The sequence below is a fragment of the Curtobacterium sp. MCSS17_008 genome, from assembly GCF_003234185.1.
Lineage (GTDB): Bacteria > Actinomycetota > Actinomycetes > Actinomycetales > Microbacteriaceae > Curtobacterium.
Genome location: NZ_QKSM01000003.1, coordinates 39,031 through 65,103 on the forward strand (window position 1 = coordinate 39,031; position 26,073 = coordinate 65,103).

Below are 26,073 nucleotides of genomic sequence, written 5' to 3' on the forward strand. Positions count from 1 at the left end.
GTCAGTGCATCGACGGCAGCTGCTCGCCCGCGTCGTCCTGCCCGAGCCGGACGTTGCGGATGAGGAGCAACGCCGCGACCGCGGCGATGGCCATCACGACCGCGGCCCCGACGAAGACCGCGACGTACCCGTCGACCAGCGCAGCGGGCGACTGACCGCCACCTGCACCGGCGACGTAGAGGTTGGTCAGGACCGCGAGGCCCACGGCACCGCCGATCTGGTTCGTCGCGTTCGCCGCGGCAGCTGCGGCACCGGCATCCTCGGGGCGGACCCGCGACAGTGCCATGTTCTGCGCGGGGACGAAGATCGCGGCCATGCCGGCTCCCATCACGACGAGGCCCGGCAGGACCTCGCCCCAGTACGAGCCCTCGACGGAGACCCGGGCGAGCAGGAGCACCCCGACGCCCGCGACCACCGGCCCGGCGACCAGCAGCGGCTTCGGTCCGACGCGCGGGATCAGGCGGACGAGCACGGGGATGACCAGGCCGATCGTGCAGGCCAGCGGCAGGGTCGCGACGCCGGCGAGCAGCGGCGGGAGCCCGAGGACCTGCTGCAGGTGGAAGGTGATGTAGAGCGTCACGGTCACCATCGTCGCTCCGGCGCAGGTCTGCACGATGAGCGCGCCGCCGCGGTTGCGGTCGAGGACGACGCGGAGCGGGAGCAGCGGCGCAGGGACCCGCAGCTCGATGGCCACGAAGACCGCCAGGAAGACCAGGCCGACGGCGATGAAGACCAGTGCGCCGCCCTCGACCCAGCCGCGCTCGGCGAGGGTGAAGCCGTAGACGAGGGACGCGAGCCCGATCGCGATGGTGACGGCGCCGCCGACGTCCAGCCGGCCGTGCGACGCGGCGCGGCTCTCCCGCAGCACGAACGACGCCGCGACGAGGGCGACGGCGACCACGGGCACGTTGATGAGCAGGCACCAGCGCCAGTCCACGAACTCGGTGAGGACGCCGCCGAGCAGCAGGCCGACTGCGGCGCCGCTCGACGTGATGCCGCCGAGGACGCCGAACGCCAGGTTCCGGGCGCGGCCGGAGGGGAAGGTCACGCTGACGAGCGAGAGCGCTGCCGGCGCCATGAGCGCGGCACCCGCTCCCTGCAGGACCCGTCCGCCGATCAGCATCGTCGGGTCGACGGCCAGGCCGGCGAGCAGTGAGGCGACGGCGAAGACGACGAGACCGAGGACGAACGTGCGCTTCCGACCCCAGTAGTCGGCGATCCGTCCGCCGATGAGCAGCACGGCGCCGAACGTCAGCGCGTAGGCGGTGATGATCCACTGGCGGCCGTCGGCCCCGAGGGAGAGCGCCGCAGCGGCCTGCGGGATCGCGATGTTGACGATCGTGGTGTCGAGGATGACGAGCAGCTGCGCAGCGGCGAGCGTCACGAGGACGGTCGTGGCGCGAGCGCTCAGGCGGTCGTCGGGCGCCGACGCGGGCGGCGGCGGGACGATCGGGTTCGAAGCGGTCGGGGTGGCGGGTGTGGTCACGGCAGGGCAGTCCTCAGCGATGGAAGGCGACGTGGGGTTTTCAGCCCGGATCGCCTTCCGCGACCACTCCGGCACCGTGCCGGACACCCGTCGATCGTACCGGACGGTCCGCGGTGGGACGGAAGGGGCCCGAGACGGACGGGAGGCGCGGCACCGGCCCGCACCGCGCCTCCCGTCCGTCAGGTGGTCAGCCCCGCGTCCGGCGCCGGCGGATCCGCAGGTCAGCACGACCCCGCCCGCGAGCAGCGCCCCAGCGCCCGGTCCGCCGGCCGCGCTGCCGTGCGGGCGACCCTGCCCGTCACTCGTACCGCAGCGCCTCCACCGGAGCACGCCGGACCGCTCGGGCAGCCGGGCCCACCGCCGCGGCCGTACCGGTGACCGCTGCGCCGACGAGCACCACGACGAGGAGCCAGGTCGGGACGACCGGGGCGATGAGCTCTGCTGCGTTCGTCGCCCCGAGCAACGTGTACGCGCCGGCCCAGCCGTACACGGTCCCCAGGCCGACACCCAGGACGACGGAGATCGCGATCGTGAACGCGGTCTCCACGAGCACGAGCCTCCGGACCTGCTGCGCGGTCGCCCCGATGACCCGGAGGAGACCGAGTTCCCGACCCCGCTGCGCGATCGTCAGTGTGGTGACCACGACGACACCGGCGGCGGCGATGATGCCGGACGCGCCGACGAGCCCGGTGAAGGTCACCGCCAGCTGGTCGAACTGGGTCTGGATGTCACGGTAGTAGACCGGGTCTGCGATGGTCTGGCGCTGCAGCATCCGCGCGTACGTCGCGAAGCCGACGGAGAACGTCGCCATGAGCGTCACGGCGATGAGCAGCCCCACGGTCGCACGAGCCGTACGTCGCGGTGCCCGGAGCGCGTTCCGCGCCGCGATGGACGCGATCAGCGACCGCGCCGCCATCGCGGCGGTGACCCGGAGCACGGCGGGCAGCAGCACCGGCGCGGCGACGACCACCCCCGTGAACGACAGCGCACCGCACGCGACGGCGAGCAGGAGCGACTCGACGGTGGAGGCGCCGAGCACGATCGAGGTGGCGATGCCGGCCGCTCCGACGGTGCAGAGGACCGCGGCGACGACGGACCGCCCGAGCGTGCTCGTCTCGCCTGGCGGTGCTTCGACGCTGGCCTCGAGCGCGCGCAGGGGCGGGATCGCGAGGACGGCGCGGGAGCCGACCCGGAAGGCGACCGTCGTGATCACGGCGACCAGTGCGCCGACGGGCAGGAGCGGGACAGGGGCGAGCACGCCGAGCGGCGGGAGCACCGAGGCGGCGGCGGCGACCACGAACGCGACGTTCGCGATCGCGGTGCCGACCACGACGCCGAGGGCCGCACCGACGACGCCGCACAGGAACCCGGTCCTCGTGATCTGCCGGCGCAGGTGGTCGCCGGTGGCACCGAGGACACGCTGCAGCGCCAGCGACCGGGTCTGTCCGGCGATGACCGTCGCGCAGGTGTTCGACGCGACGACGGCGCTCACGTACAGCGCGATCCCGATGAAGACCCATGCCACGACCGGCAGGATGACGGCGACGGTCGCACTCGAGCCGGTCCGGTCGCCCAACTCGACGATCCGCCTCGCCGCGTCCGCCCCGGTCACCACCAGGGCACCGAGCCCGGCGGACAGGGCAGCGACCGCGACGGTCGCGCGGTCCTCGACGAGGACACGGAACGCCGGGCCACGAGCGGGCCGACGACGCCGCCCGCGGTGACGGGGCACGCTCAGGACCCACCGTCGCCGGGGTTCGGGGTCCAGGCGATCCAGCGGTCGCCCTTCGAGGTCATCGACCACGGGCCGCACCGCAGCACCGCCGCGGCCTTGTACACGTTCGGCGCCCCCTCGACGTCCATCGTCGGTGCCGACTGCCGGGGCGCGGTGGTGCAGTCGTCGGCCGTGACGCCGTCCGCGCTCGTGAACACGATCGTGGTCGGGGTGGTGTCGGACGCCGTGCCTCCGGTGCCCGAGACGGAGGTGATCTCCTCCGCGTCGGCGGGCATCCAGGCGGGCGCCGCGCTGAGGTCGGCGCGCGTCGACGCCTCCGAGGTCACCCGGTCGTGGGCGAGGTCGCCGAAGCCGGAGCAGCCGGTCAGCGTCACGGCGGAGAGCACGAGCGCGCCCAGGGCGAGGGCGGTCGTGGTGGTGGTGCGGGGCATGTCGAGCCTTTCGTGGTCCTGCCCACGATCACAGCGGACGTCGGCACCCGTCCGGATCGGCACGGAGGAGGACCGGTGTGCTCCTCCGGGATGACATCCGCGGGCGGACCCCGCGGCCGCACTACTCGAACATCGACGCCAACTCGGCGTGCGGGTCGCCGTCGACCACGTGCGCCGACGGCGGTTCCGGCCAGTGCGTCGTGCCGTCGTCCGGCCAGCACGGCACCACGTGGAAGTGCAGGTGCGGCACGCTCTGGCAGGCATCGGTCCCCGATGCCTGCAGCAGCACGGTCCCGGTCGCGCCGAGGGCGGCACGCATCGCCAGGCCGACCCGCCGCGCCAGCGCCGTGCACGCGGCGAGTGACGTCGGATCGGCGCTGAGCAGGTCGGCGGTGTGCGCGACCGGAACGACGAGGGTGTGCCCGGGGGCGAGCGCCGACGCGGGGAGCGGTGCGAAGGCCACCGCGTGCTCCTCGCGCTCGACCCAGGTGGCCGGGGCTCGGCCCTCGATGATGCTGCAGAACGGGCACGTGTCCATCGCCCCAGTCTGGAGCAGTGGGGGACAGGAACCGCGCAGCCTGCGGATCGCCGGGAGGCCCCGGCCTAGCGTGGGGTCGTCATGGCAGCCGAACACCGCAGACCCGTCGAGCCCGATGCGGCTCCCACCGTCCCGCACCACCCCGCGCTCCACGCCGCGACCACCGAGCAGTCCTCGGTGCCGCAGGCCGAGCAGCACCCCACCGAGCCCCATCCGGACACGTCCGACACCGACACCGACACCGACACCGACACCGACACCGACCAGCCCGACCCGAACCGCTGGAAGGCCCTCATCATCTGCCTGCTCGGCGGCGGCATCGTCCTGCTCGACGTGTCGATCGTCAACGTCGCCCTGCAGTCGATCTCGAGCGGCCTGACCGGTGCGACGCCGGAGGCCGTGCAGTGGATCCTCTCCGGCTACGCCCTGGCGTTCGGCCTGCTGCTCGTGCCGGGTGGTCGGCTCGGTGACGCCTCCGGGCGCCGACGCATGTTCGTCATCGGCGTCGGACTGTTCACCCTGGCGAGCGCGCTCTGCGGGTTCGCCCCGAACGGCTTGGTGCTGGTGATCGCGCGCCTGGTGCAGGGCCTCGCCGGCGGCCTGCTCACCCCGCAGGTGACCGCGCTCATCCAGCAGCTGTTCCGCGGCAAGGAGCGCGGCACCGCGTTCGGGCTCTTCGGTGCGACGGTCGGTATCGCCACGGCGATCGGTCCGCTCGTCGGCGGCTTGCTCATCACCGCGTTCGGCACCGAGAACGGCTGGCGGTTCGTGTTCTTCGTGAACCTGCCCGTCGGACTCGTCACGATCCTCCTGGCCTTCCGCTACCTGCCCGCCACCGCGGGGTCCGAGCGCAGCCGGAAGCACGACTTCGACCCGGTGGGCATCCTGCTGCTCGGCGCAGCGGTGGTCGCGTTGCTGCTGCCGTTCGTGCAGTCCGAGCAGTGGAAGAGCAACGCGAAGTGGTGGCTCGTCGTCGCCGCGGTCGTGTTCGCCGTCCTGTTCGTGCTCTGGGAGCGGCGGTACGGGCGGACCAAGGAGCCGGTGGTCGACCTGGGCCTGTTCCGACGCCGGTCGTTCTCGCTCGGCGTGGGGCTCGCCACGGTCTACTTCGCCGGGTTCACGCCGCTGTTCTTCGTGCTGACGCTCGCGCTGCAGTCCGGTCTCCACTACTCGGCCCTGCTCGCCGGGTTGGCCTCGGTGCCGTTCGCCATCGGCTCGGGCATCGCCTCGACGGTCGGCGGGCGGGTCGTCCACCGCTTCGGCCGCGAGCTCATCGTCGTCGGCACGGTCCTCGTGCTCATCGGACTCGGTGCCGTCATCTGGGTCGTCGCGAACCACTACGGCCCGGACCTCGGCTGGTGGCTCGTGCTCCCGCTCCTGGTCGCCGGCATCGGTTCGGGTCTGACCATCTCGCCGAACCAGACGCTGACGCTGTCGGAGGTGCCGGTGCAGCAGGGCGGTTCGGCGGGCGGACTCATCCAGGTGGGTGCCCGTGTCGGTTCCGCGATCGGTATCGCCGCGGTCGGCAGCGTCTTCTACTCCACCCTCGCGAGCTCGGACGGCGACTACGCCCAGGGGCTCCCGCTCGGCCTCGGGGTGTCGCTGGTCTTCGTCGCGGCAGCACTGGTCGCGGGCGTGGTCGACGTGGTGGTCGGCAAGGTGCACGGGACCGAGGCGTCCGTCTGAGAGGTCCCGTGTCCGGGTGGTGACCCTCTGACGAACGGGAGGCGCGGTGCGGCCCGGCACCGCGCCTCCCGTCCGTCGCCGCGCGGTGTGGTGGCGCCCGCGACATCGCGGTCGTCGTTCGACAGCGGTCTCATCGCACCACGCCTGAGCACCCGATACCGGAGGATTCGCCTGTTCGGCCCGCAGCGGGTGGCTGAGCCGGCCCGGGACGGACGGGAGTGGATCCGTCCGAGCGGGCCACCGGGCAACCGCGGTGTCCGGACGAACGGGCGGTCGGGGGTGTACGACGCATCAACCAGCAGCTATGTTCGGCGACACAACAAAAGCCGACGACGGTGGCGACGAGGCTGCCGGAGGAGCAGTCATGGTCCAGCACGGAGTCCAGCACGCAGCGGTCGCGCACCGCACCGGCGAGACGGTCCTGACGGTCGTCGATCACGAGGGGGAACTGCTCCCGGGGGTCGAGGTCACCGTCGAGCAGACCCGGCACGCGTTCGGGTTCGGCAACATCGGCTTCGACTTCGTCGGCCTGGCGAACGGGGATGCCGCGGCGATCGGGACGGCGGATCCGGAACACCTCGCCGATCTGTACACCGACGTCTTCAACACGGCGACCCTGCCGTTCTACTGGGGCCGCTTCGAGCCCGAGCGGGGTCGGCCCGACACCGCCCGGCTGCACCGCGCCGCCGAGTGGTTCCGCGACCGCGGCGTCGCGCTCAAGGGCCACCCGCTCGTCTGGCACACGGTGCAGCCGGAGTGGCTGCTCGGTCTGCCCCTCGAGGAGGTCGAACAGCTGCAGCGGGAACGCATCCGGCGCGAGGTCGGCGGCTTCGCGGGTCTGGTCGACACGTGGGACGCGATCAACGAGGTCGTCATCATGCCGGTGTTCGAGAACGGCGACAACGCGATCACCCCGCTCGCCCGGGCCAAGGGCCGCATCCCGACGATCCGGATGGCGTTCGAGGAGGCCCGCGCCACGAACCCGCACGCGACCCTGCTGCTCAACGACTTCGACCTGTCGAGCGCCTACGAGTGCCTGATCGAGGGCGTGCTCGAGGCGGGAGTGCAGATCGACGCGATCGGTCTGCAGACCCACATGCACCAGGGGTACTGGGGCGAGGACACGATGCTCGCGATGGTCGACCGGTTCGCGCGGTACGGCCTGCCGCTGCACCTGACCGAGACGTCCCTGGTCTCCGGCGACCTCATGCCCGCGCACATCGTCGACCTCAACGACCACCAGGTGGACTCTTGGCCGTCCACGCCCGAGGGCGAGGCGCGCCAGGCGGACGAGGTCGAGCGGCACTACCGGAGCCTCGTCGGGCACCCGGCGGTCGAGGCGATCACGTACTGGGGGATCACCGACGCAGGAGCATGGCTGGGTGCGCCGATCGGGTTGGTCCGCGCCGACGGCACCCCGAAGCCGTCGTACGACGCGCTCCGCCGCCTGGCGAAGGAGGAGTGGTGGGTCGGGCCGACCGCGCTCCGCACGGACGAGCGCGGCCAGGTGCGCGTGCGGGGGTTCCGGGGCGACTACCGCGCGGAGGCGCGCGGCGCGACCACGCCGTTCACCGTCACCGACGAGGAGACGGCGGTGCAGGTCCGCGTCTGACCGGGCCCGGACGGGATGCGGGACGGATCAGTGCGGGACGGGTCAGTGCGGGGCGGACCCACCCGCCGCGGCGACGAGCGTCCGTTCGGCGTCGTCGAGGTAGTCGCCGAGCAACGACGCGGCGGCGTCGCGGTCGCCGGTGCGGAGCGCGGTCACGATGGCCTGGTTGCGCTCCACGAAGTCCGCGTGGAACGCGGCGGGGTCATCGGTGGACAGGAAGGCCAGGCGCATCTCGGCGAGCAGGGAGTCCATCAGGACGTGCAGTCGCTCGCTCGGCACCGCCCGGACGAGTGCCGCATGGAACCGGATGTCCGCCGTCCCGACGAGCGCCCACTGCCCGTCCTGGGCAGCGAGGCGCGCTGCCTCGACGGCCGCGGCGGCGTCCGTCAGCGCGGGTGAGTCCAGGGTGCAGGCGTGGATCCCCGCGGTCTCGAGGACCCGGCGGGCCGCGTACAGGTCGGTGACGTCCGCGGTGGTCAGCCGGCGGACGAAGACGCCGCGGTGGAACACGTGCTCGACGAGGCGCTCCTGGGCGAGGAGCCGGAACGCCTCGCGCAGCGTGTTGCGAGAGACACCGAGCTCGTCGCTCAGCCGCTCCTCGGACAGCTGGGTGCCCGGTCGGTAGGCGCCGTCGGAGATCGCGGCGCGGAGACGGGCAGCGGTCGCTTCGGCTCCGCCCACGGAACGCGTCATGCCCCGATCCTGCCGCACCACGGGGCCCCGGCGCCTGCGCGGGATGGCATGTCGTGGCGTCCGGACGGCGGGGTGGCACTTTGCGAGCGTGTTACAGATCGCGTCGACCCCTTGCGATTGTTGAACAATGCTGGACAGACTGTCCCGCATGTTCGTCCTCATCGGTGTCGCCGTCGTCATCGTCGGCTTCGCCCTCCGCGTCAACGCGCTGCTCGTGGTAACCGTGGCGGGCATCGTCACCGCGGCCATCGGCGGCATCGGCCCGGTGGGCATCCTCGACGCCTTCGGCAACGGCTTCGCGTCGAGCCGGAGCGTCACCACGTTCGCGCTCGTCCTCCCCGTCATCGGGCTCATCGAGCGGTACGGCCTGCAGGACCAGGCCAAGCGCCTCATCGCCAAGCTCGACAAGCTGACGACCGGCCGCATCCTCGCCGGCTACCTCGCGGTCCGCCAGGTCACCGCGGCGGTCGGGCTCACCAGCATCGGGGGTCCCGCACAGACGGTCCGTCCGCTCGTCCACCCCATGGCCGAGGGGGCCGCCGTGAAGCGCTACGGGCGCATCGACGAGCGGATGCGCGAGAAGATCAAGGGCTTCTCGGCGTCGTCGGACACCGTCGGTGTCTTCTTCGGCGAGGACGTCTTCGTCGCGGTCGGGTCGATCCTGCTCATCACCACGTTCGTCGACACCACCTACGGGCTGGCCCTCGAGCCGATCGACCTGGCGCTCTGGGCCATCCCGACCGGCATCGCGGCGCTCCTCGTGCACGGGTTCCGACTGCTCCTGCTCGATCGCAGGCTCGACCGCATGGCCGCCGACGTGCAGCCGCAGCCACAGGGGGTGGCAGCGTGATCACCAGCGAGTGGCTGTACTGGCTCATCGGCGCGTTCTTCATCACCGTCGCCGTGTTCATCGTCGTCGACACCGGGCACGCGAAGCGCTTCGGCAACGCGGCGTTCTGGGGAATCCTCGGGATCTCCTTCTACTACGGCACGTTCGTCGCGGCGGGGACCGCCCCCGCGTGGGTGCTCGGCATCGCGGTGCTCGTGATGGTGGCGCTCGCCGGGGCCGGGCTGACCGGCACCACGAGCCGCACGCGCGTCGCCGCCGTGCCGGGCGCCGGGACCGGCGCGCCGACCGGACCGGCCGAGCCGACCGGCGCCGTCCCCAGGGCGGCGGACCCGGCCGACGCCCCGACGGGCAGGGCCGGCCGGTTCGCCGCGACCGGCAGCGCCAGCACGAGCGTCCTCGCGACGACCAGTCCCGAGGAACGCGCTGCGTCCGCGCGGCGCTTCGGCAACCGGCTCTTCGTCCCGGCGCTCGTCGTGCCGGTCGTGGCCGTCCTCGTCGCCACGCTCGGCCCGCTCGTGCACGTCGGTGGTCAGCCGCTGCTCGCCGAGGGCAGTGCGACGCTGACCGGACTGGGCGTCGGATCCGTCCTCGCCGCAGTGGTCGCCGTGTTCGTCCTCCGCCCGCCGAGCGTCGCCACCCCCGTGCGGGAGGGCGGCCGGCTGCTGCAGGCGATCGGCTGGGCCGCGCTCCTGCCGCAGATGCTCTCCACGCTCGGCATCGTCTTCACCCAGGCTGGGGTCGGTGCCGCCGTGGGGACCATCACCGAGGCCGTGCTGCCCGAGGGGTCGCTGTTCGCAGCCGTGGTGCTGTACTGCGTCGGCATGGCCCTGTTCACGGTGATCATGGGCAACGCGTTCGCCGCCTTCCCGATCATGACGGCGGCGATCGGCTGGCCCGTCCTGGTCCAGGGGTTCGACGGGAACCCGGCCGCGATCTTCGCCATCGGCATGCTCGCCGGCTTCTGCGGCACGCTCGCCACCCCGATGGCGGCCAACTTCAACCTCGTACCGGCGGCGCTCCTCGAGATGCGGGACAAGTACGGGCCCATCAAGGCGCAGCTGCCGACCGCCGTCGTCCTGCTCGTCGTCAACACCGGGATCATGTACCTTGTCGCATTCTGAGACCGACCGTCCTGACCTCCGCCGTTCCTCGTGGGCCGAGCGCTTCGCCGCCGTCGCCCTCGACAACGTCACCCGTGCGTACCCGTACGCGGCGCACCACGCCACGACGGGGCCGGAGGACCGCGCGTTGCCCGTGGAGCTCCACCCGGCCTTCGCCACCTCGTACGACTGGCACTCGTCCGTGCACATGCACTGGCTGGCGGCGCGTCTGCTCGCGCACGGCCTGCCGGCCGGCCTGGAGGAACGCCTCACCGCCGTCCTGCAGGCACACCTGGGCGCCGCGAACCTGGCGATCGAGGCGGACTACCTGCGCAGTTCGCCGCACTTCGAGCGGCCCTACGGGTGGGCGTGGCTGATGCGGCTGGCGGCAGAGGTCTCCGCGTCCGAGGTGCCGGCGCTCCGGGAGCTCGCACCGGGGTTCGTCCCCGTGGTCGACGCCGTGGCGGACCTCGTGACCGACTGGACGGCCGCGGCTGCCCACCCGGTGCGGCACGGGGTGCACAGCAACTCGGCCTTCGGGCTGCTGCTCGTGCACGACGCCGCGCGGGTGCTCGGGCGCCCGGAGCTCGTGGGGACGGTGGAGCGGGCGGCGCGTTCGTGGTTCGGCGCCGACCGTGGGTGGCCGTTCGACTGGGAGCGGAGCGGCCACGACTTCCTGTCCGCGGGACTCTCGGAGGCAGACCTGATGGCGGCGGTGTTGCCGCCGGAGGAGTACGGCGCGTGGGCGCGCGGGTTCCTGTCCGGCGTCGACGCCGGCGCCGAGGTCCTCCGTCCCACGGTCGTCCGGGACCCGTCCGACGCGCAGCAGGTGCACCTGTACGGGCTCGACCTGTCGCGGGCGGGCAGCACCGTCCGCATCGCGGCCGCGCTGCGTGTCGACGGCGAGGAAGCGGCGGTCGCCGGGTTGCTGCGCGGCGCCGCGGACGACCTCTTGGCGTCCGGGCTGGCGGCGAGCGTCGGCGAGGAGTACTACTCCACGCACTGGCTCGCGACGTTCGCATGGGACGCGATGGAGGCGCGGGAGGGCGCCGCGCGCTGACCGTGGTCAGGGGTGGTCGAGACGCTTCCGCAGTCTGCGTCGATCAGCCAGCAAGGCGGAAGCGCAACGGGTCGCCCGGGCGCAGCTGGGCCGCGAGGTCGACCGACCGCGGCGTGAGGACGCCGACGACGGGGTAGCCGCCGGTCACCGGGTGGTCGGCGAGGAAGACCACGGGGTGCCCCTCGGGCGGTACCTGCAGTGAGCCGGTCTCGACGCCTTCGCTCGGGAGCTCACCGGTCGTCCGACGGCGCAGCGGTTCGGCGGCCGTGGTCCGGACGCCGACCCGGTCGCTGTCCGGCAGGGTCGCCCAGGTCTGCCCGGTCAGGGTGGTCCGCCAGTCGTCCGTGAACCAGTCGTCGCGTGGGCCGGTGAGGACGTCGAGCACGACCGGCCCGCCGAGCGGTCGCGGGGCGGGCGGTGCGACGGCGTCGACGACCGGCCAGGAGTCCGCCTCCGCACCGACGGGCAGGACGTCCCCCTGCTGCACCGGCGGCGGACCGAGGCGGGCGAGGGAGTCCCACGAGCGACTCCCGAGGACCGGTTCCACGGCGACACCGCCCCGCACGGCCAGGTACGTGCGCAGGCCGGAGGTGGCGGTGCCGACGCGGAGCACGTCGCCGGGCGCGAGCAGCAGGACCTCGTGGCTCGTGGCGCCGCGGACCCGGCCGTCCGGCCGCTCGACCGTGACCGGACAGGGTGCCCCGGTGAGGGCGGCGACCACGTGCGCGTCGCTCTGCAGCGTGACGGAGCCGAGCACGGCCTCCAGGACGGCCGCTGTCGGGCGGTTGCCGACCATGCGGTTCGCGAGTGCGGCGGCGCCGCGGTCGGCAGCACCGGCCGCGCCGAGACCGGCCTCGCTGAAGCCGGGACGACCGAGGTCCTGCGTGCTCGCCGCGAAGCCGATCTCGAGCACGGTCAGTGCGCTCACGACGGCACCGCGACGTAGCGCAGGCGGGTGCCCGCAGGGGCGAGGGCGGGGGGATCGCGGTCGAGCGACCACATCGCGACCTCGGTCCGGCCGATGAGTTGCCACCCGCCGGGCGAGCTGCGCGGGTAGACCGCGCTGAACTCACCGGCCAGGGCGACCGAACCGGCCGGCACGGACGTCCGCGCAGTGCTCCTCCTGGGCACCGCGAGCGACGGCTCCGTGCCCGTGCAGTAGCTGAAGCCCGGGGCGAACCCGCAGAAGGCGCTCGTCCAGACCTGCCCGGTGTGCCATGCCACGAGGGCCTCCACGGACATGTCGGCAGCCGATGCGACGTCGTCGAGGTCCTCGCCGTCGTAGCGGACGGGGACGACGACGGGGTCGGCGTCGGTCGTGGCCTCGGCCGGGACCGGGACCACCTGACCGAGCGCGGAGCGGAGGCGGACCGGATCGGTGCGTGCGGGATCGAACCGGACGAGGAGGGTGCGCGCGCCGGAGACGACCTCGTGCACGCCGGGCAGGACGGCCGCGGGGTCTGGCTGCAGACCGCTGCGGAACGCCACGACCCGTTCGAGGCTGTCGAAGGTGACGAGCACGGCGCTGCGTCCGGCCGACCGCACGTCGAGCGGCGGCGTGGCCGCCCCGTGGCTGTTCACGCCGTCGCCGCCGAGCCGGCGAACGGCGCGATGGTGATCCCCTCGGCCGTCAGGAGCGCGCGGACGGCCTGCGCCATCGCGACCGCACCCGGGGTGTCACCGTGCACGCACACCGACTCTGCGGTGACCGCGACGTCCGACCCGTCGACGGCGGTGGCGACCCCCTCCGTCACCATCCGGAGCACCCGCGCCGCGACCTCGTGCGGGTCGTGCAGCACCGATCCGGGTCGGCTGCGCGCGACGAGGGACCCGTCGGGCTCGTACGCCCGGTCGGCGAACGCCTCGGCCACCGGACGGAGCCCGTGGCGCGCGGCTGCGGCCAGGAGTTCGGATCCCGGGAGCGCGAGCACGGCGAGCGACGGGTCGACGTCGGCGACGGCGCGGACGACCGCCTCCGCCTGCACCGCGTCCGCGCACGCCGTGTTGTAGAGCGCGCCGTGCGGCTTGACGTAGGTGACGCTCCCGCCGGCGACGCGCGCGGCGGCGATCATGGCGCCGAGCTGGTGCACGACGTCGGCGTGGAGTTCGTCGGGGGAGACGTGCACCGGGCGTCGACCGAACCCGGCGAGGTCGCGGTACGCGAGGTGTGCCCCGACGGCGACACCGCGCGAGACCGCGGCACGGGCGGTGGCCAGCATCGTCGACGGGTCACCCGCGTGGGCGCCGCAGGCGACGTTGGCGCTCGAGACCACGTCGAGGACGGCCTGGTCGTCGCCCATCGTCCAGGCGCCGTAGCCCTCGCCGAGGTCGCTGTTCAGGTCGATCGTCGTCACGGGCGCTCCCTGTCGTCGAGTGGTTGTTCAACAATCTAGTGAGCAGCCTGGCCGGTGTCACCCGTCCGGGCGGTCGTCCCGGTGCCGCTCCTGGTCAGCCGAGGTCGAGCGTGCGCCCGAACGTGCGGGTGACCGGCGGGGCGGCGATGATCGCGGCGAGGGCGGTCGGGGCGCCCTCGTCCGTGGCGCGCCAGGCGACGTAGGCATCGTGGTCGGCGGCGCTGGCCCAGCGTTCGAGCACGACGAGACGGAGCGCGTCCGCGTCGTCGACCAGGACCTCGAGTGACTCGTTGCCGGGGAACGCCGCCGTCTGGGCCAGGGTCTCGCGGACCGCCGATCGCACCTGCTCCTGGTCGACGTCGTCACGGAGCTGGACCTCGAGGAAGACCGTCTGGGTCATGGGGGCGCCTTTCGTCTGCGACGGCCGACCCTCGGCCGTCCGCCGTGACAACCCGGGCGCGGTGGTCGTTGTTCCGCGCCCCGCCGGGGAAGTGCGGTGCGCAACCTCGGTGGTTGCCCGCAGCGCGATGGTCCGGCGCGGAACCGCCGACGTCGCGTGTCGCGGGAGGGGGCGCGTCATGCGCGGAGAAAAAGCTTCCAGAAGAAGGTTTTGGGTGTTACCGTCCTCTACACCTAGCAGCACTAGGTATTCAGAGGGCGATCCGCCCCCGATGGCTCGAGGAGGAGTCATGTCGACACCGACGTCGAAGGAAGAACCGCAGTCCGGTCTCGCCGGCACCGCCAGCCCGCCGGTCACCGCGGCCGCCGGAGCGACGAGCGCCGATCCCGCGGCGGCATCGCGCGCGTTCTCGGTCGAGGGCCTCACGCAGAACGTCAGCACGGTCCGCGTCGGCCCGAAGTACCTGTGGGCGCTCAGCCTCGCGCAGTTCGGCCTGTTCGCCGCCCTGCTCACCCCGGTCTTCGTGAGCATGTCGATCAAGGCGCAGGAGCTGAACCCGACCAGCCCCGAGACCATCGTCGGTTCGGTGCTGCCGTTCGGCGCCCTCGGTGCCCTGCTCGCCAACCCGCTCTTCGGTGCGCTCTCGGACCGCACCCGCACCCGCTGGGGTCGTCGTCGTCCGTGGATGGTCGGCGGGGTCGTGGTCTTCCTCGGCGCCCTCGCCTGGCTCGCGTTCTCGCCGGACGTGGTCCAGCTCACCATCGCGTGGGTCCTGGCCCAGGTCTCCGCCAACGCGGTCCTCGCCACCCTGACCGCGAGCTTCGCCGACAACGTCCCCGAGTTCCAGCGCGGCAAGGCGTCGAGCGTCATCGCGCTCGCGCAGAACATCGCGATCCTCGCCGGCCTCTACCTCGCCGTGTACCTGGTCGGGAACCTGCCGCTGCTCTTCATCGCTCCGGGCATCCTGGCCGTCGCCGTCATCCTCGTCTACTCGCTCGTCGCCCGCGACGAGTTGCCGACGACCCCGACGAAGCCGTTCAGCTGGACCACCCTCATCGCGTCGTTCTGGACGAACCCGATCAAGCACCCCGACTTCGGACTCGCATGGTGGGGCCGCTTCCTCATCACCTTCGGCACGTTCATGTTCACGACCTACCGCCTGCTCTACATGCAGGACCAGATCGGGATCGAGGACGTCGGCGAGGCCACCGCCACGGTCGCCTTCGGCGTGCTCCTGTACACGATCGCCCTGCTCGTCAGCGCCGCGGTGTCCGGTTGGGTGTCGGACCGGGTCCGTCGCCGCAAGGTGTTCGTCTGGGGATCCACCGCCCTGACCGCCGTCGGCCTCGTGATCCTCGCGCACGTCGACAGCGTGGGCGGCTTCTACTTCGCCGAGATCGTGCTCGGCTTCGCGTTCGGCATCTACGCGGCGATCGACACCGCGCTCGTGGTCGACGTGCTGCCCGACCCCGAGCGCCCCGGCAAGGACCTCGGCGTCATCAACATCGCCAACGCACTGCCGCAGTCGCTCGCCCCGGCGGTCGGCCTGTTCCTGCTCGGCCTCGGCGGCGGCCAGAACTACACCCTCATGCTCTGGGGGGCCGGCGTCGCCGTCCTCCTCGGTGCGCTCGTCATCCTGCCGATCAAGAAGGTCCGGTAGGCAGCGACGCCGGCCGACGGATCCGGAGGCGCGACCCCACGTCGCGGACGCGCCGTCGGCGTGCAGCGCGGTGGAGGTCCGCCGCCGTGCAGGTTCCGGGCGGGACCTCGCCGAGGCGCCGGACACGACGACGCCCCCGCCGCTGGTGCGACGGGGGCGTCCGGTGGCCCCTGATCCCCTGGGGTGGCCACCGCTCCGGCGGTGGACCGCCCAGCACCGGGCGGCCCACCGAGGACGGTCAGCGGGTGGTGCGTACGCCGGCGCGGGGCAGGACGACGCCGAGCAGGATCATCGCGACGGCGAGGAAGGCGTGCAGGACGTTGTCCGCGCTGTTGAGCGGGACGAAGTTCGCGGCGCTGGACATGTTCGCGACGAAGAGGCCGAAGACGAACAGCACGGCGTAGATGATGCCGCCGATGAGCAGGTAGGAGCGGGATCCGCTGGCGGTGCGGGCGGCGAGGAGGCCGACGATGCCGAACAGCAGGTGGACGATGTTGTGCAGCGCCGAGACCTGGAACAGGCCGAGCAGCATGGCCATCGAGCCGTCGCCGGCGAAGGACATGGTGCCCATGTCCATGGTCAGGCCGGGGATGAAGCCGGCGATGCCGACGATGAGGAAGACGACGCCGAAGAGCAGTGCGCCCTTCTGGACGAGGGTCGAAGCGAAACCGGTACGAGGTGATGCAGCGTTGCTGGTCATGGTGCAGTCCTTCCGAGTGCGTTCCACGACGGCGTGTCCGGGTCACCGCTCAGGGGCAGCGTCGTCGTCGTACAGGGGTTTCGGAGCAGTTGCGCAGTCGGATTGGTGCGACGTCGAGGTGTACCTCCGACGCGCTCGACGACCGGCGGGTCCCCCTGCGGGATGACCCCCGGTCTCCACCCGAGGGGGGACGCGCGCGACGGGGTCGCGGAAATAGCGTGGACCACGTGATCGAGATCGAGCATCTGTCCAAGCGCTACGGCGCCAAGACCGCCGTCGACGACATCTCCTTCGTCGTCCGCCCGGGCATCGTCACCGGCTTCCTCGGGCCGAACGGTGCCGGCAAGTCCACGACCATGCGGATGATCATGGGGCTCGACACGCCCACGTCCGGACGGGTGCGGGTGAACGGGCAGGAGTACCGCTCGTTCCGCGACCCGCTCCGGCAGGTCGGCGCGCTGCTCGAGGCGAAGGCCGTCCACTCCGGGCGCAGTGCGTACAACCACCTGCTGTCGCTCGCCGCGACGCACGGCATCCCGAAGTCGCGGGTGCACACCGTCATCGAGCTCACCGGCCTCGAGTCGGTCGCGAAGAAGCGCGTCGGCGGGTTCTCCCTCGGCATGGGACAGCGGCTCGGCATCGCCGCAGCGCTGCTCGGTGACCCGAAGACCCTGATCCTCGACGAACCGGTCAACGGCCTCGACCCGGACGGCGTCGTGTGGGTCCGTCAGCTGGCCCGGCACCTGGCGTCCGAGGGGCGCACGGTCTTCCTCTCCAGCCACCTCATGAGCGAGATGGCCCAGACCGCCGACCGCGTGGTCGTGCTCGGCCGCGGCAAGGTGCTCGCCGACGCCCCGATCGCCGAGTTCGTCGCGGGCAGTGGCAGCGGACAGGGCGGCGGCGCACGGACCCTCGTCCGGACCCCGCACCCCGACCAGCTCTTCGGCGCCGTCGGGTCCGCCGCGTCGTCGATCACCCCGCGCGAGGACGGCGCCTTCGTGGTCGTCGGCCCCGACGCCCAGCAGATCGGCACCATCGCCGCCCAGACCGGCGCGGTGCTGCACGAACTCACCCCCATGGGTGCGAGCCTCGAGGAGGCGTACATGGCCCTCACCAAGGACGAGGTCGAGTACCAGGCGGAGGTCGCACGATGAGCGCCGCGACGGCCACCGCGATGCCCGGACGCGTCGGACTCGGGTTCGGCCGACTCGTCCGCAGCGAGTGGATCAAGTTCCGCAGCATCCGGTCGACGTGGTGGTGCTACGCGATCATCGTGGCGCTGACGATCGGCCTCGGAGCGATGATCGGTGCTGCGGCCCCGGTGATGGGGCTCCCCGAGGGCACCGAGGTGACGCAGGAGGTCGCGAACCGGCAGATCGTCCTGCTCAGCACGTCCTCCGTGGGCTTCACCGTGCTGGTCGCCGCCGTGCTCGGCGTGCTCATCATCACCGGCGAGTACGGCACCGGTCAGATCCGGTCCACGTTCACGGCCGACCCTCGCCGTTCCGGCGCGGTCCTCGCCAAGGCCGTCGTCCTCGCCGTCGCGACCTTCGTGGTGAGCGCCGTCGCGACCTGGATCGGTGTCGTGCTGGTGTCGCTGTTCCAGGCCGACAAGGGCGTGCACGCTGATCTCGCCGACCCGTCGGTCTTCATGCCGATCCTCGGGTCCTCGGTCTACGTCACCCTGATCGCCCTGCTCGCCTTCGGCATCGGGCTGCTGGTCCGGTCCAGTGCCGGCGGCATCGCGATCGCACTCGGCGTGCTGCTCGTGCTGCCGATCGTGCTCCAGCTCGTCGCGAGCCTGGTGGACCAGCAGTGGCTGCTCGACGTGTCCCGCTTCCTGCCCGACCAGGCCGGTGCCGAGCTGTTCACCTACGAGTCGTCCGGGGACCAGCCGCCCGCCGAGGGCGTCGACCTGAACGGCTGGGCCGGTGCCGGCGTCCTGGCGGCCTGGGTCGTCGCGGTCGGCGTGATCGCGATGGCCGCGGTCAAGAAGCGCGACGTCTGACGACGAGCGGCGCGGCTCGTGACGCGGTCGTGACGGACGGGAGGCTCGGTGCCAGCTGGCACCGGGCCTCCCGTCCGTCTGCAGCCGGGTACCGGCGGGTCAGGCCGCCCGTGAGAACAGCTCGCGCAGGGCGCGCGCCAGCCGCCACGAGCGGCGTGGCTGCGGGACGACCTCGACGGCGCGCGTGGGCATGCGGAATGCGAGGTCGTGCAGCATGTTGCGCTTCGTGCCGTCCCAGTTCGCGAAGAGGTACGAGCCACCGATGAACGACATGCTCCGGACCGGGGTGCGCTTCCAGGAGTCGGCGGCGACGTAGTACCCGGTGTGCCCGGCGCGGATGTGGTCGATGACGGTGTCGACGTCGAGGACACCGGTCGTGGTGACGACGGCGGTGATGCCCGTTCGGTCGCGGGCGACGTACTCGATGAGGTGTTCGGTCACGGCGTGCTCTGATCTGTCTGCTCGACCCGGCCCGTGGGTGGCACCGGGGAATGAGTGGAACCGCCGTTGCTCCCGGGAGCGATGGTACGCCTCGACATCGATGTCGATCCAGGCGGGGGGCCGGGACGGGGGGGACGGGCATCCGGAGAGCGCAGGAGCCCGATCGGAACCGTCCGCGCGGGCTGTGACCCGGCGGTGGGATGCTGGTCCGCATGCCCCTGTCCCGCCCGGTGGTCGCCGCCGCCCTGCCCGGAGTCGCTCTCGCCGTCGTGATCGGCATCGCCGCGACCCTTGTCGGCCGTGCGGTCCCGGTCGTCGGTGGTCCGGTGCCGGCCGTGGTGCTCGGAGCCCTGGTGGGGTGGCTCGTGCGCCGCCGTCGGCACCAGGACGGCGGTGTCGCGGACCTCGGCGGGCTCCAGCCCGGCGTGAAGTTCGCGTCGAGCCGCGTCCTGCAGGCGGCCGTCGTGCTCCTCGGCGCGCAGCTCTCGATCGGCGAGGTCCTGCGCATCGGCGGCGAGACCCTCCCCGTGATGCTCACCACGCTCGTGGTGTGCCTCGTCGCCGCGTGGGGGATCGGCCGCCTGCTCCGGGTGTCGCGCACGCTGCGCACGTTGATCGGCGTCGGGACGGGCATCTGCGGCGCCTCGGCGATCGCGGCCGTCACCCCCGTGGTGGGTGCCGCCAGCGCCGAGGTGGCCTACGCCCTGTCGACGATCTTCCTCTGCAACATCGCGGCCGTCTTCGTCTTCCCCCTCGTCGGGCACGCGCTCGGCCTGTCGCAGCACGCGTTCGGCGTCTTCGCCGGCACCGCGGTGAACGACACGTCGTCGGTGGTGGCCACGGCGACCGTCTACGGCCGCCAGGCGACCGACACCGCCGTCGTCGTGAAGCTGGTCCGGACGCTCATGATCATCCCGATCGTGGTCGGGCTGGCCGGCATGGAGGCCCGCCGCGCCTCCCGCGAGCAGCCCACCGTCGACGACGGCACGGGTCGCGCCAGGGGCGTCCGCGTCCTGCGGCTGGTCCCGTGGTTCCTGGTCGGGTTCCTCGTCGTGGTGCTGCTCCGCACCACCGGGGTCCTGCCCGCGGAGGCCGCACCGGGCTTCTCGACGGTGGCGACGTTCCTCATCACGGTGGCGCTCGCCGCAGTGGGCGTGTCGACCGACTTCGCCGCGCTGCGCCGTGCGGGCTTCCGCCCGATGCTGCTCGGCATCGCGCTGTGGGTGCTCGTCGCGGTGACGAGCCTGGGCGTCCAGGCGGCCTTCGGCCAGCTCTGACACCAGACGCTCGGCGGCCCCCGGTCGTCGGCCGCTCGCCTCCACGCTGTGGAGCAGAAGGCGTCGAGTGGCGCGAGGCGACCCGACGTCGTCTGCTCCATCGACGCGGGTGCCGTGACCACGTGACGGACGGGAGGCCCGGTGCCAGCCGGCACCGGGCCTCCCGTCCGTCAGAGCGGACCGCACCGCGGCGTCAGCCGCGCAGCGCCTCCGAGAGCTTCACGCGACCACCCGTGCGCAGCAGGGCGTTCTCGTAGATCCGCGCTCCCACGGTGACCACGACGACGACCGAGGCCGCGACGATCAGCAGCGACAGGATCGGCTCCCACCACTCGGCGGTCCCGAGGAAGATGCGCATCGGCATCCCGATCGGTGCGCTGAACGGCACGTACGACATGATGCCGACGATCGTGGGGTCGTCCGCAGCGACCACGATGAGGATGTACGGGATCATCACGAGCATCATCACCGGCATCGTCACACTGCCGACGTCCTCCTGGCGGGAGACCAGCACGGCGGACGCGGCGAACATCGCGGCGATGAGCACGAAGCCGACCGCGAAGAACCCGACGAACCAGAGCACGCTCGGACCGAGCATCGAGAACAGGTTGTCCTGCCCGGTCACCGCGAGCGCGATCACGGCGGCGACCGCGACGGCCACGATCTGCGCGAACGCCATCGCGCTGTTGCCGAGCACCTTGCCGGCCAGCAGTGCCCGTGCCGGGATCGCGGCCATCAGGATCTCGACCACCCGGGTGGACTTCTCCTCGACGACGCTCTGCGCGATCGAGGACCCGAACGTCACGGCCGAGGCGAAGAACACCACGCCGAACATGATGCCGATGAGCGAGACGAGCCCCGCGGGCAGGGCACCCGGGTCGAGCAGCTCGACCTCCGGGGTGACGCTGAGCGCGCTGATGACATCGGTCGGCGCGTCGTCCAGCCCGACGACCGAGTACCCCAGGGTGTCGTCCGAGGGCACGATCGCGGCGTCGACCTCGCCGTCGCGCACCAGGCGCTCCGCCTGCGCGACGGTCTGGGTCGGCGTGACGTCGAGGCCGTCGGCCGACTCGAGGGAGACGCCGTCGACGACGGCGACCGGGGTGGTGTCGTCCGCGGTGGCCTTGCCGACGATGCCGCCGATGACGATCGAGGCGACCACCGCGACGAGCAGGATCGCGGCCGACACCACGAAGGCCTTGCTGCGCACCCGGGCCTGGATCTCGCGGACGGTGACGAGCCGCACCGCGTTCACGAACGTGCTGTTCACCGGACGACCTCCCGGAAGACCTCGCTGAGTCGGGGCACACGGGGTGCGAACGACCCGACCGTGCCGTGCTGGACCGCGCGCTGCAGGACGTGCTGCGCGGTGGCCTCGTCGGCCTCGAACACGGCGTAGCCGCCGTCGAACTCGCGGACCGTGACACCGGGCTCGTCGCGGAGCCAGGCGACGTCGCCGTCGACGAGCAGCTCCCACGCGGCCGGCCCGGCTGCACGACGCAGGTCCTCCTGCGCTCCGGAGGCGCGGATGGTGCCACCGGCGATCACGACGACGTCGTCGCACAGTCGCTCGACGACGTCGAGCTGGTGGCTCGAGAACAGCACCGGGACGCCCTTCGCCGCCTGCTCGCGGAGCACACCGAGCACGGTGTCGACGGCCATCGGGTCGAGGCCCGAGAACGGTTCGTCGAGCACGAGGACCTCCGGGTCGTGGACGAGTGCCGCGGCGACCTGCACGCGCTGCTGGTTGCCGAGGGAGAGCTTCTCGACCGCGTCGCCGGCGTGCGGCGCCAGGTCCAGCCGCTCGAGCAGCGCGGCGGTGCGCTGGACCGCGGTCCGCTTGTCGACGCCGTGCAGTCGCGCCAGGTAGGTGATCTGCTCGGCGACCGGCATCTTCGGGTAGAGCCCGCGCTCCTCGGGCATGTAGCCGAACCGGCGACGGTCGGACGGGCCGACCTCGGCCCCGTCGATCGACACCCGCCCGGCGTCCGCCTGGAGCACGCCGAGCAGGATCCGCATGGTGGTGGTCTTGCCGGCGCCGTTGCCGCCGACGAACCCGGTCAGTCGGCCGCTGCCGACCGAGAACCCCACGTCGTCGAGCACACGGCGGTCGCCGAAGTGCTTGCTGACGCCTTCGATGGTGAGCATCGCCCGTTCCCCTTCCGCCGGCGGTCCTCGCCGACGTCTCGACGCTACTGGCCGGGAGGCACGGCTCACCTCCGGCTGGAGGCGGGACTTGCGCACACCCCGGCTCCGTCCCGAGGGGGAGCGTCGGCCGCACGGCCACCGTGGGTCGCCCACCACGCGGGGGAGCATGCTGGTCAGCCGGCGGTCGCGACCCCGTGCTCGTACGCCCAGACGACCGCCTGGATCCGGTCGCGCACGCCCGTCTTCTGCAGGACGTTCGACACGTGGGTCTTCACGGTCGCCTCACCGACGAAGAGCTCGCGGGCGATCTCGGCGTTGCTGCAGCCCCTGGCGAGCAGGCGGAGGACCTCGGCCTCGCGCTCGGTCAGACCCGCGGCGGCGATCGCCGCGGAGCCGTCCTCGGTCGGGGCGTCGGCCCGGTCGTCGTACCCCGGGCAGGTGGGACCGTGGCCGGCGGTCGCGCGGCTGATCACCCGGCGCGTGACGTCGGGGGCGAGCAGGGCGTCCCCGGCGGCGACCGTGCGGACGGCGTCGATCAGCCGTTCGGGGGAGGCGTTCTTCAGCAGGAAGCCGCTCGCGCCCGCCTCGAGCGCCTGGAACAGGGCGTCGTCGTCGTCGAACGTGGTGAGCACCAGGACCGCCGGCGGGTCCGGCAGCGCGCCGATCCGCCGTGCGGCCTCGAGCCCGTCGACACCGGGCATCTGCACGTCCAGGCAGACGACGTCCGGTCGGAGGGCGACGACGGCCTCGACCGCGGCGGCACCGTCGGGGGCCTCGCCGACGACCCGAAAGCCGGGCTCGGACTCGAGGATGACGCGGAAGCCCGCACGCACCAGGTCCTGGTCGTCCGCGAGCACGATCGTCAGGTCGTCGGCAGCCATGCCCGCACCAGGTACCCTCCCCGGGCACGCGGCCCGATCTCGATGCGCCCACCCACCGCGGCCACGCGCTCCCGCATGCCGACGTGGCCGAGGCCGCTGCCGCTCGTGTCGCGGGCGGCTCCGGCGCCGTGCCCGTCGTCGGCGACCTCGACCTCGATGCCGTCGTCCAGGTACCGCAGCCGCAGGTCGGCCCTGGCCGTGGGGCCGGCGTGCTTCACGACGTTCGTGACGGCCTCCTGTGCGATCCGGAACGCGACCGCACCCACGGTCGGTGGGACCGCACGCTCGTCACCGACCACGACGTACCCGGCGTCGTGCCCCGCGGAACGGACGGCCTCGACCAGCTCCGGCATCCTCCCGAGCCCGGCCGTGCTCGGTGCCGTGTCCATCGCGCTCGCGCCGTCATCGTCCTCACGCAGGGTCCCGAGCATCCGCCGGAGTTCCTCGACCGCCGTCCGGGCGCTGTCCTCCACCACGCCGAGCGACGCGGTCGCCTGGGCCGGGTCGCGGTCGACCACGCGCCGGGCGGCCCCGGCCTGCACGCCCATCAGCGAGACGTGGTGCGCGACGACGTCGTGCAGCTCGCGGGCGATCCGGACGCGCTCGAGCGTGACGGCCTGGGCCGCGGTCCGTTCGCGTTCGGCGGCGAGCTCCGCGGTGCGCTCGGCCAGGTCGTGCTTCGCGACGGCCGCGGCCCACGCCCGGTTGCCGGCGTACCAGGCCCCGCCGAAGTAGAGCACGTTGATGAGGATGTTGACGAGCGAGTACGCGACGTACGGGGGGATCATCGCGTCGTCGTCGTTCGGCAGCGCGCTCGGCATCGACCACCCGAACGAGATCGCGAGGAACAGCCAGGCGAACATCCCCCCGATGACGACCCACCGCACGACCTCGGCGCGAACCCGGTCCGAGCACCACGCGCCGACCGTGTAGAGCGCGATGAAGAGCGTGAAGTTGACGAGGATGATCTCGGGCACGTGGAGCAGCTGCGTCGCGGCGAAGGCGAGTGCCGACACCACCGCGACGGTCATCGGCCAGCGCCGACGGAACGCGAGCGGCGCCGCGTTCGCGACGACCATGAGCGCCGAGACCCACCACTCGGCCTGCTCGTCGCCGTAGATCCCGGCTGCGCCGTAGAGGGTGGTGGTCACGGCGAGTCCGGCGCCGAGCACCAGCGCGAGCAGGGCGTCCTGCCGGTGCTCCCGTGGCCCGACGGGCAACCTCGACCAGTCCTCCGTCGTCCGCCCCATGCGGTCCACGCTACCGGGTGGGCACCGCCCGCCGCAGACCCCGCGTGCGGAGCGTGAGGCCGCAGGCCACCGCGACGACCACGGTCGCGGCGAGGAACGTCGCCACCGACCCCGCTGCACCGGAGAGCACGCCCGCCGCCGCTGCTCCGAGCGCCTGCCCCGCGACGAGGACGACGAAGAGCACCGAGGTGCCGGCGGCAGCGTGCTCCCGGTCGATCTCGCTGGTCCACGCGATGAGCGCGCCCGTCGCGGCGGTGTAGCCCCAGCCGAACGTGGCGCACGCGACGAGTGCCACTCCGACCACCTGGGGCAGCAGCCCGAGCCCGAGCACCGAAGCGGCGGCGACGGCGGTCGTCAGCTGCCACTGGCGTGCGGCCGGCAGCGCACTCGTCCACCGTGCCGTCACCGCGACCGCCGCCCCACCGAGGCCGAGCGCGATCCACGCCACGACGGTCGACGCGGTCGGGACACCGGCCTGGACGAGTGTGGAGCGCCCGTAGGTCCAGACGACCGCCGACCCCGCGCCGAAGAGCAGTGCCACGACGATCGGCACGGCCTGCGCGCCGAACCACGACCGCCCTGGCAGCGCCGCGCGTGGAGAGCGGACCGGGCGACCGGCGGCGAGGAACACGGCCGCGCCGGCCATCAGGGTGACCACGCCCGCGACGGCCCAGGCCGTCCGCCAGTCCGGGAGCAACAGGAGTGCCAGGACGCCGGCCGCGACGAGCCCGGGGCCGGTGCCGGAGTTCACCACCGCCTGCGCCCGGTCACGGGAACCGCCGTCGACCCGACCGGCCACGAGCTGCACCATCGCCGGTGACGCCAGGCCCGCCCCGGTGGACGCCACGACGGCGGCCGCCGCGAACACCGTGGTCGTCGGACTCGCGGCCATGACGAGCGCGCCGACCCCGGCGGTGACGGCCGCGGCGGCGACGAGCCACCGCGCGGCGCGGGCGGCGAGCAGGAACCCCGTGACGGCGCCGGTGCAGTACAGGACGGACGCGCCCGACGCCACCGCTCCGGCGACGTCCGACCCGAAGCCGAGGTCGCGCTGCACGTCGGGCAGGAACAGGCCGAAGGCGAGCCGCACGAGTCCGTAGGTCGCCGCGACGAGACCGAGTCCGCTCGTGAGCAGCACCGGGGTCGATAACGAAAACGATCGTTTCACTTCTGCGACTCTAGGCTGGCCGCATGGCGATGCGTCCAGGGACCGAGCAGCGGGTGCTCGACGCCGCCGAGGAGCTCTTCTTCACCCGGGGCATCGCGGCCACGCCGATCGACGCCGTGCTCGAACGGGCCGGGGTGTCGTCGGCGACGCTCTACCGCGGGTACGCGAGCAAGGAGGCCCTCGTCGCCGCGGCCCTCGACCGCCGCCACGACGACTGGGTGGCGACCTGGGACCGGGCCGTCGAGCGGGCGACCGACGACCGCGGCCGGTTGCTCGCGGTGTTCGACGCCCTCGACGACTACCGGTCCACGCCCACGGGTTCGCGCTGGTGCGCGTTCCTCGGTACCGCTGCCGAGTACGTCGACGCACCCGAGGACCTGCGCGCCGTGCTCGACCGCGAGACCGCCACACTGCGACGGCGGCTGACCGAGACGGCCCGCCCGCTCGTGGGCGACCGTGCCCCGGCGCTCGCCGAACAGCTGCTGCTCGTCGTCTCCGGTTCGCTGGCGATGCGTCTGCGCGACCCCGGCAGCGACTCCGCGACCGCCCGCGCGGTCGCGTCCGCGCTCCTGCCCTGACGGGACAGCCTCGACGC

General features: G+C 72.8%; 26 protein-coding genes. 10 read left to right on the plus strand and 16 right to left on the minus strand.

Translation table 11 applies throughout. The features are described 5' to 3' along the window. Position 1 precedes the first annotated feature (1 nt). From DEJ23_RS04575 to DEJ23_RS04590, 4 genes are all read right to left on the minus strand, one after another. Positions 2 to 1,486: an MFS transporter gene (locus DEJ23_RS04575; RefSeq protein WP_111239094.1), complete on the minus strand. Its 1,485-nt coding sequence runs from the start codon at positions 1,484 to 1,486 to the stop codon at positions 2 to 4. 298 nt (positions 1,487 to 1,784) lie between these two features. Further along, entirely contained in the window at positions 1,785 to 3,218 is a 1,434-nt protein-coding gene (locus DEJ23_RS04580; protein WP_146240193.1) for an ABC transporter permease, read from the minus strand. Between the two features lie 2 nt (positions 3,219 to 3,220). Further along, positions 3,221 to 3,652 (minus strand): hypothetical protein, encoded by a 432-nt coding sequence (locus tag DEJ23_RS04585; RefSeq protein WP_111239096.1) that lies wholly within the window; start codon positions 3,650 to 3,652, stop codon positions 3,221 to 3,223. Between the two features lie 121 nt (positions 3,653 to 3,773). Then, on the minus strand, positions 3,774 to 4,190 hold the full coding sequence (locus tag DEJ23_RS04590; RefSeq protein ID WP_181429114.1) for an HIT family protein: 417 nt from the start codon (positions 4,188 to 4,190) through the stop codon (positions 3,774 to 3,776). Positions 4,191 to 4,271: 81 nt separating this feature from the next. On the opposite strand from DEJ23_RS04590, the gene DEJ23_RS04595 reads away from it, so the two are divergent. Continuing rightward, a complete protein-coding gene (locus tag DEJ23_RS04595; RefSeq protein ID WP_111239097.1) occupies positions 4,272 to 5,876 on the plus strand; it encodes an MFS transporter in 1,605 nt (534 codons plus the stop codon). Positions 5,877 to 6,240: 364 nt separating this feature from the next. After that, positions 6,241 to 7,488: an endo-1,4-beta-xylanase gene (locus DEJ23_RS04600; RefSeq protein ID WP_111239098.1), complete on the plus strand. Its 1,248-nt coding sequence runs from the start codon at positions 6,241 to 6,243 to the stop codon at positions 7,486 to 7,488. Between the two features lie 42 nt (positions 7,489 to 7,530). On the opposite strand, the gene DEJ23_RS15350 is transcribed toward DEJ23_RS04600, so the two are convergent. Further along, positions 7,531 to 8,181: a GntR family transcriptional regulator gene (locus tag DEJ23_RS15350; protein ID WP_181429115.1), complete on the minus strand. Its 651-nt coding sequence runs from the start codon at positions 8,179 to 8,181 to the stop codon at positions 7,531 to 7,533. A gap of 148 nt (positions 8,182 to 8,329) precedes the next feature. Here DEJ23_RS15350 and DEJ23_RS04615 point away from each other — a divergent pair, with 148 nt between their 5' ends. From DEJ23_RS04615 to DEJ23_RS04625, 3 genes are read left to right on the plus strand one after another with little or no spacing between them, the layout of a single operon-like run. Further along, entirely contained in the window at positions 8,330 to 9,031 is a 702-nt protein-coding gene (locus DEJ23_RS04615) for a DUF969 domain-containing protein (RefSeq protein ID WP_111239100.1), read from the plus strand. Continuing rightward, a complete protein-coding gene (locus DEJ23_RS04620; protein ID WP_111239101.1) occupies positions 9,028 to 10,152 on the plus strand; it encodes a DUF979 domain-containing protein in 1,125 nt (374 codons plus the stop codon). Before DEJ23_RS04615 ends, DEJ23_RS04620 begins: the two co-directional genes overlap by 4 nt. After that, entirely contained in the window at positions 10,139 to 11,191 is a 1,053-nt protein-coding gene (locus tag DEJ23_RS04625; RefSeq protein WP_111239102.1) for a DUF2891 family protein, read from the plus strand. The genes DEJ23_RS04620 and DEJ23_RS04625 overlap by 14 nt, the downstream gene beginning before the upstream one ends. 43 nt (positions 11,192 to 11,234) lie before the next feature. Here the strand turns inward: DEJ23_RS04625 and DEJ23_RS04630 are convergent, their stop codons facing one another. From DEJ23_RS04630 to DEJ23_RS04645, 4 genes are all read right to left on the minus strand, one after another. Beyond that, positions 11,235 to 12,119 (minus strand): biotin-dependent carboxyltransferase family protein, encoded by an 885-nt coding sequence (locus DEJ23_RS04630; protein WP_111239103.1) that lies wholly within the window; start codon positions 12,117 to 12,119, stop codon positions 11,235 to 11,237. Continuing rightward, a complete protein-coding gene (locus DEJ23_RS04635; protein WP_220034186.1) occupies positions 12,116 to 12,772 on the minus strand; it encodes an allophanate hydrolase subunit 1 in 657 nt (218 codons plus the stop codon). The genes DEJ23_RS04630 and DEJ23_RS04635 overlap by 4 nt, the downstream gene beginning before the upstream one ends. After that, positions 12,769 to 13,545 carry a LamB/YcsF family protein gene (locus DEJ23_RS04640; RefSeq protein WP_111239104.1) on the minus strand — a complete coding sequence of 259 codons (777 nt, stop codon included), beginning with the start codon at positions 13,543 to 13,545 and terminating at the stop codon, positions 12,769 to 12,771. The genes DEJ23_RS04635 and DEJ23_RS04640 overlap by 4 nt, the downstream gene beginning before the upstream one ends. 94 nt (positions 13,546 to 13,639) lie before the next feature. Next, positions 13,640 to 13,945, minus strand: a complete 306-nt coding sequence (locus tag DEJ23_RS04645; protein ID WP_111239105.1) for a putative quinol monooxygenase — start codon at positions 13,943 to 13,945, stop codon at positions 13,640 to 13,642. 289 nt (positions 13,946 to 14,234) lie between these two features. Here DEJ23_RS04645 and DEJ23_RS04650 point away from each other — a divergent pair, with 289 nt between their 5' ends. After that, positions 14,235 to 15,605, plus strand: a complete 1,371-nt coding sequence (locus DEJ23_RS04650; RefSeq protein ID WP_111239106.1) for an MFS transporter — start codon at positions 14,235 to 14,237, stop codon at positions 15,603 to 15,605. Positions 15,606 to 15,843: 238 nt separating this feature from the next. Here the strand turns inward: DEJ23_RS04650 and DEJ23_RS04655 are convergent, their stop codons facing one another. Further along, on the minus strand, positions 15,844 to 16,305 hold the full coding sequence (locus DEJ23_RS04655) for a DUF4383 domain-containing protein (RefSeq protein WP_111239107.1): 462 nt from the start codon (positions 16,303 to 16,305) through the stop codon (positions 15,844 to 15,846). A gap of 227 nt (positions 16,306 to 16,532) precedes the next feature. Between DEJ23_RS04655 and DEJ23_RS04660 the strand changes: the two genes are divergently transcribed. Together DEJ23_RS04660 and DEJ23_RS04665 are read left to right on the plus strand one after the other, a co-directional pair. After that, entirely contained in the window at positions 16,533 to 17,459 is a 927-nt protein-coding gene (locus DEJ23_RS04660; protein ID WP_111239286.1) for an ABC transporter ATP-binding protein, read from the plus strand. Further along, the gene (locus DEJ23_RS04665; RefSeq protein WP_111239108.1) at positions 17,456 to 18,313 is read left to right on the plus strand and encodes an ABC transporter permease subunit; all 858 of its coding nucleotides are present in this window, start codon (positions 17,456 to 17,458) and stop codon (positions 18,311 to 18,313) included. The genes DEJ23_RS04660 and DEJ23_RS04665 overlap by 4 nt, the downstream gene beginning before the upstream one ends. 99 nt (positions 18,314 to 18,412) lie before the next feature. Here DEJ23_RS04665 and DEJ23_RS04670 read toward each other — a convergent pair whose 3' ends face one another. Continuing rightward, a complete protein-coding gene (locus DEJ23_RS04670; RefSeq protein ID WP_111239109.1) occupies positions 18,413 to 18,754 on the minus strand; it encodes a hypothetical protein in 342 nt (113 codons plus the stop codon). A 212-nt stretch (positions 18,755 to 18,966) separates the two neighbouring features. Between DEJ23_RS04670 and DEJ23_RS04675 the strand changes: the two genes are divergently transcribed. After that, on the plus strand, positions 18,967 to 20,031 hold the full coding sequence (locus DEJ23_RS04675; RefSeq protein ID WP_111239287.1) for a YeiH family protein: 1,065 nt from the start codon (positions 18,967 to 18,969) through the stop codon (positions 20,029 to 20,031). 193 nt (positions 20,032 to 20,224) lie between these two features. Here the strand turns inward: DEJ23_RS04675 and DEJ23_RS04680 are convergent, their stop codons facing one another. The 5 genes from DEJ23_RS04680 to DEJ23_RS04700 all read right to left on the minus strand — a co-directional run bounded on the left by DEJ23_RS04680 (position 20,225) and on the right by DEJ23_RS04700 (position 25,478). Continuing rightward, entirely contained in the window at positions 20,225 to 21,301 is a 1,077-nt protein-coding gene (locus tag DEJ23_RS04680) for an ABC transporter permease (RefSeq protein ID WP_111239110.1), read from the minus strand. Continuing rightward, entirely contained in the window at positions 21,298 to 22,179 is an 882-nt protein-coding gene (locus DEJ23_RS04685) for an ABC transporter ATP-binding protein (protein WP_111239111.1), read from the minus strand. The genes DEJ23_RS04680 and DEJ23_RS04685 overlap by 4 nt, the downstream gene beginning before the upstream one ends. Before the next feature lie 173 nt (positions 22,180 to 22,352). Next, positions 22,353 to 23,060 (minus strand): response regulator transcription factor, encoded by a 708-nt coding sequence (locus DEJ23_RS04690; protein WP_111239112.1) that lies wholly within the window; start codon positions 23,058 to 23,060, stop codon positions 22,353 to 22,355. After that, positions 23,042 to 24,310, minus strand: coding sequence for a sensor histidine kinase (locus DEJ23_RS04695; protein WP_111239288.1), 1,269 nt, complete (start codon positions 24,308 to 24,310; stop codon positions 23,042 to 23,044). The genes DEJ23_RS04690 and DEJ23_RS04695 overlap by 19 nt, the downstream gene beginning before the upstream one ends. Positions 24,311 to 24,320: 10 nt before the next feature. Continuing rightward, complete coding sequence (locus DEJ23_RS04700) at positions 24,321 to 25,478, minus strand: MFS transporter (RefSeq protein WP_181429116.1); 1,158 nt, start codon at positions 25,476 to 25,478, stop codon at positions 24,321 to 24,323. 23 nt (positions 25,479 to 25,501) lie between these two features. On the opposite strand from DEJ23_RS04700, the gene DEJ23_RS04705 reads away from it, so the two are divergent. Then, positions 25,502 to 26,056, plus strand: coding sequence for a TetR/AcrR family transcriptional regulator (locus DEJ23_RS04705; RefSeq protein ID WP_111239114.1), 555 nt, complete (start codon positions 25,502 to 25,504; stop codon positions 26,054 to 26,056). Positions 26,057 to 26,073 lie beyond the last annotated feature (17 nt).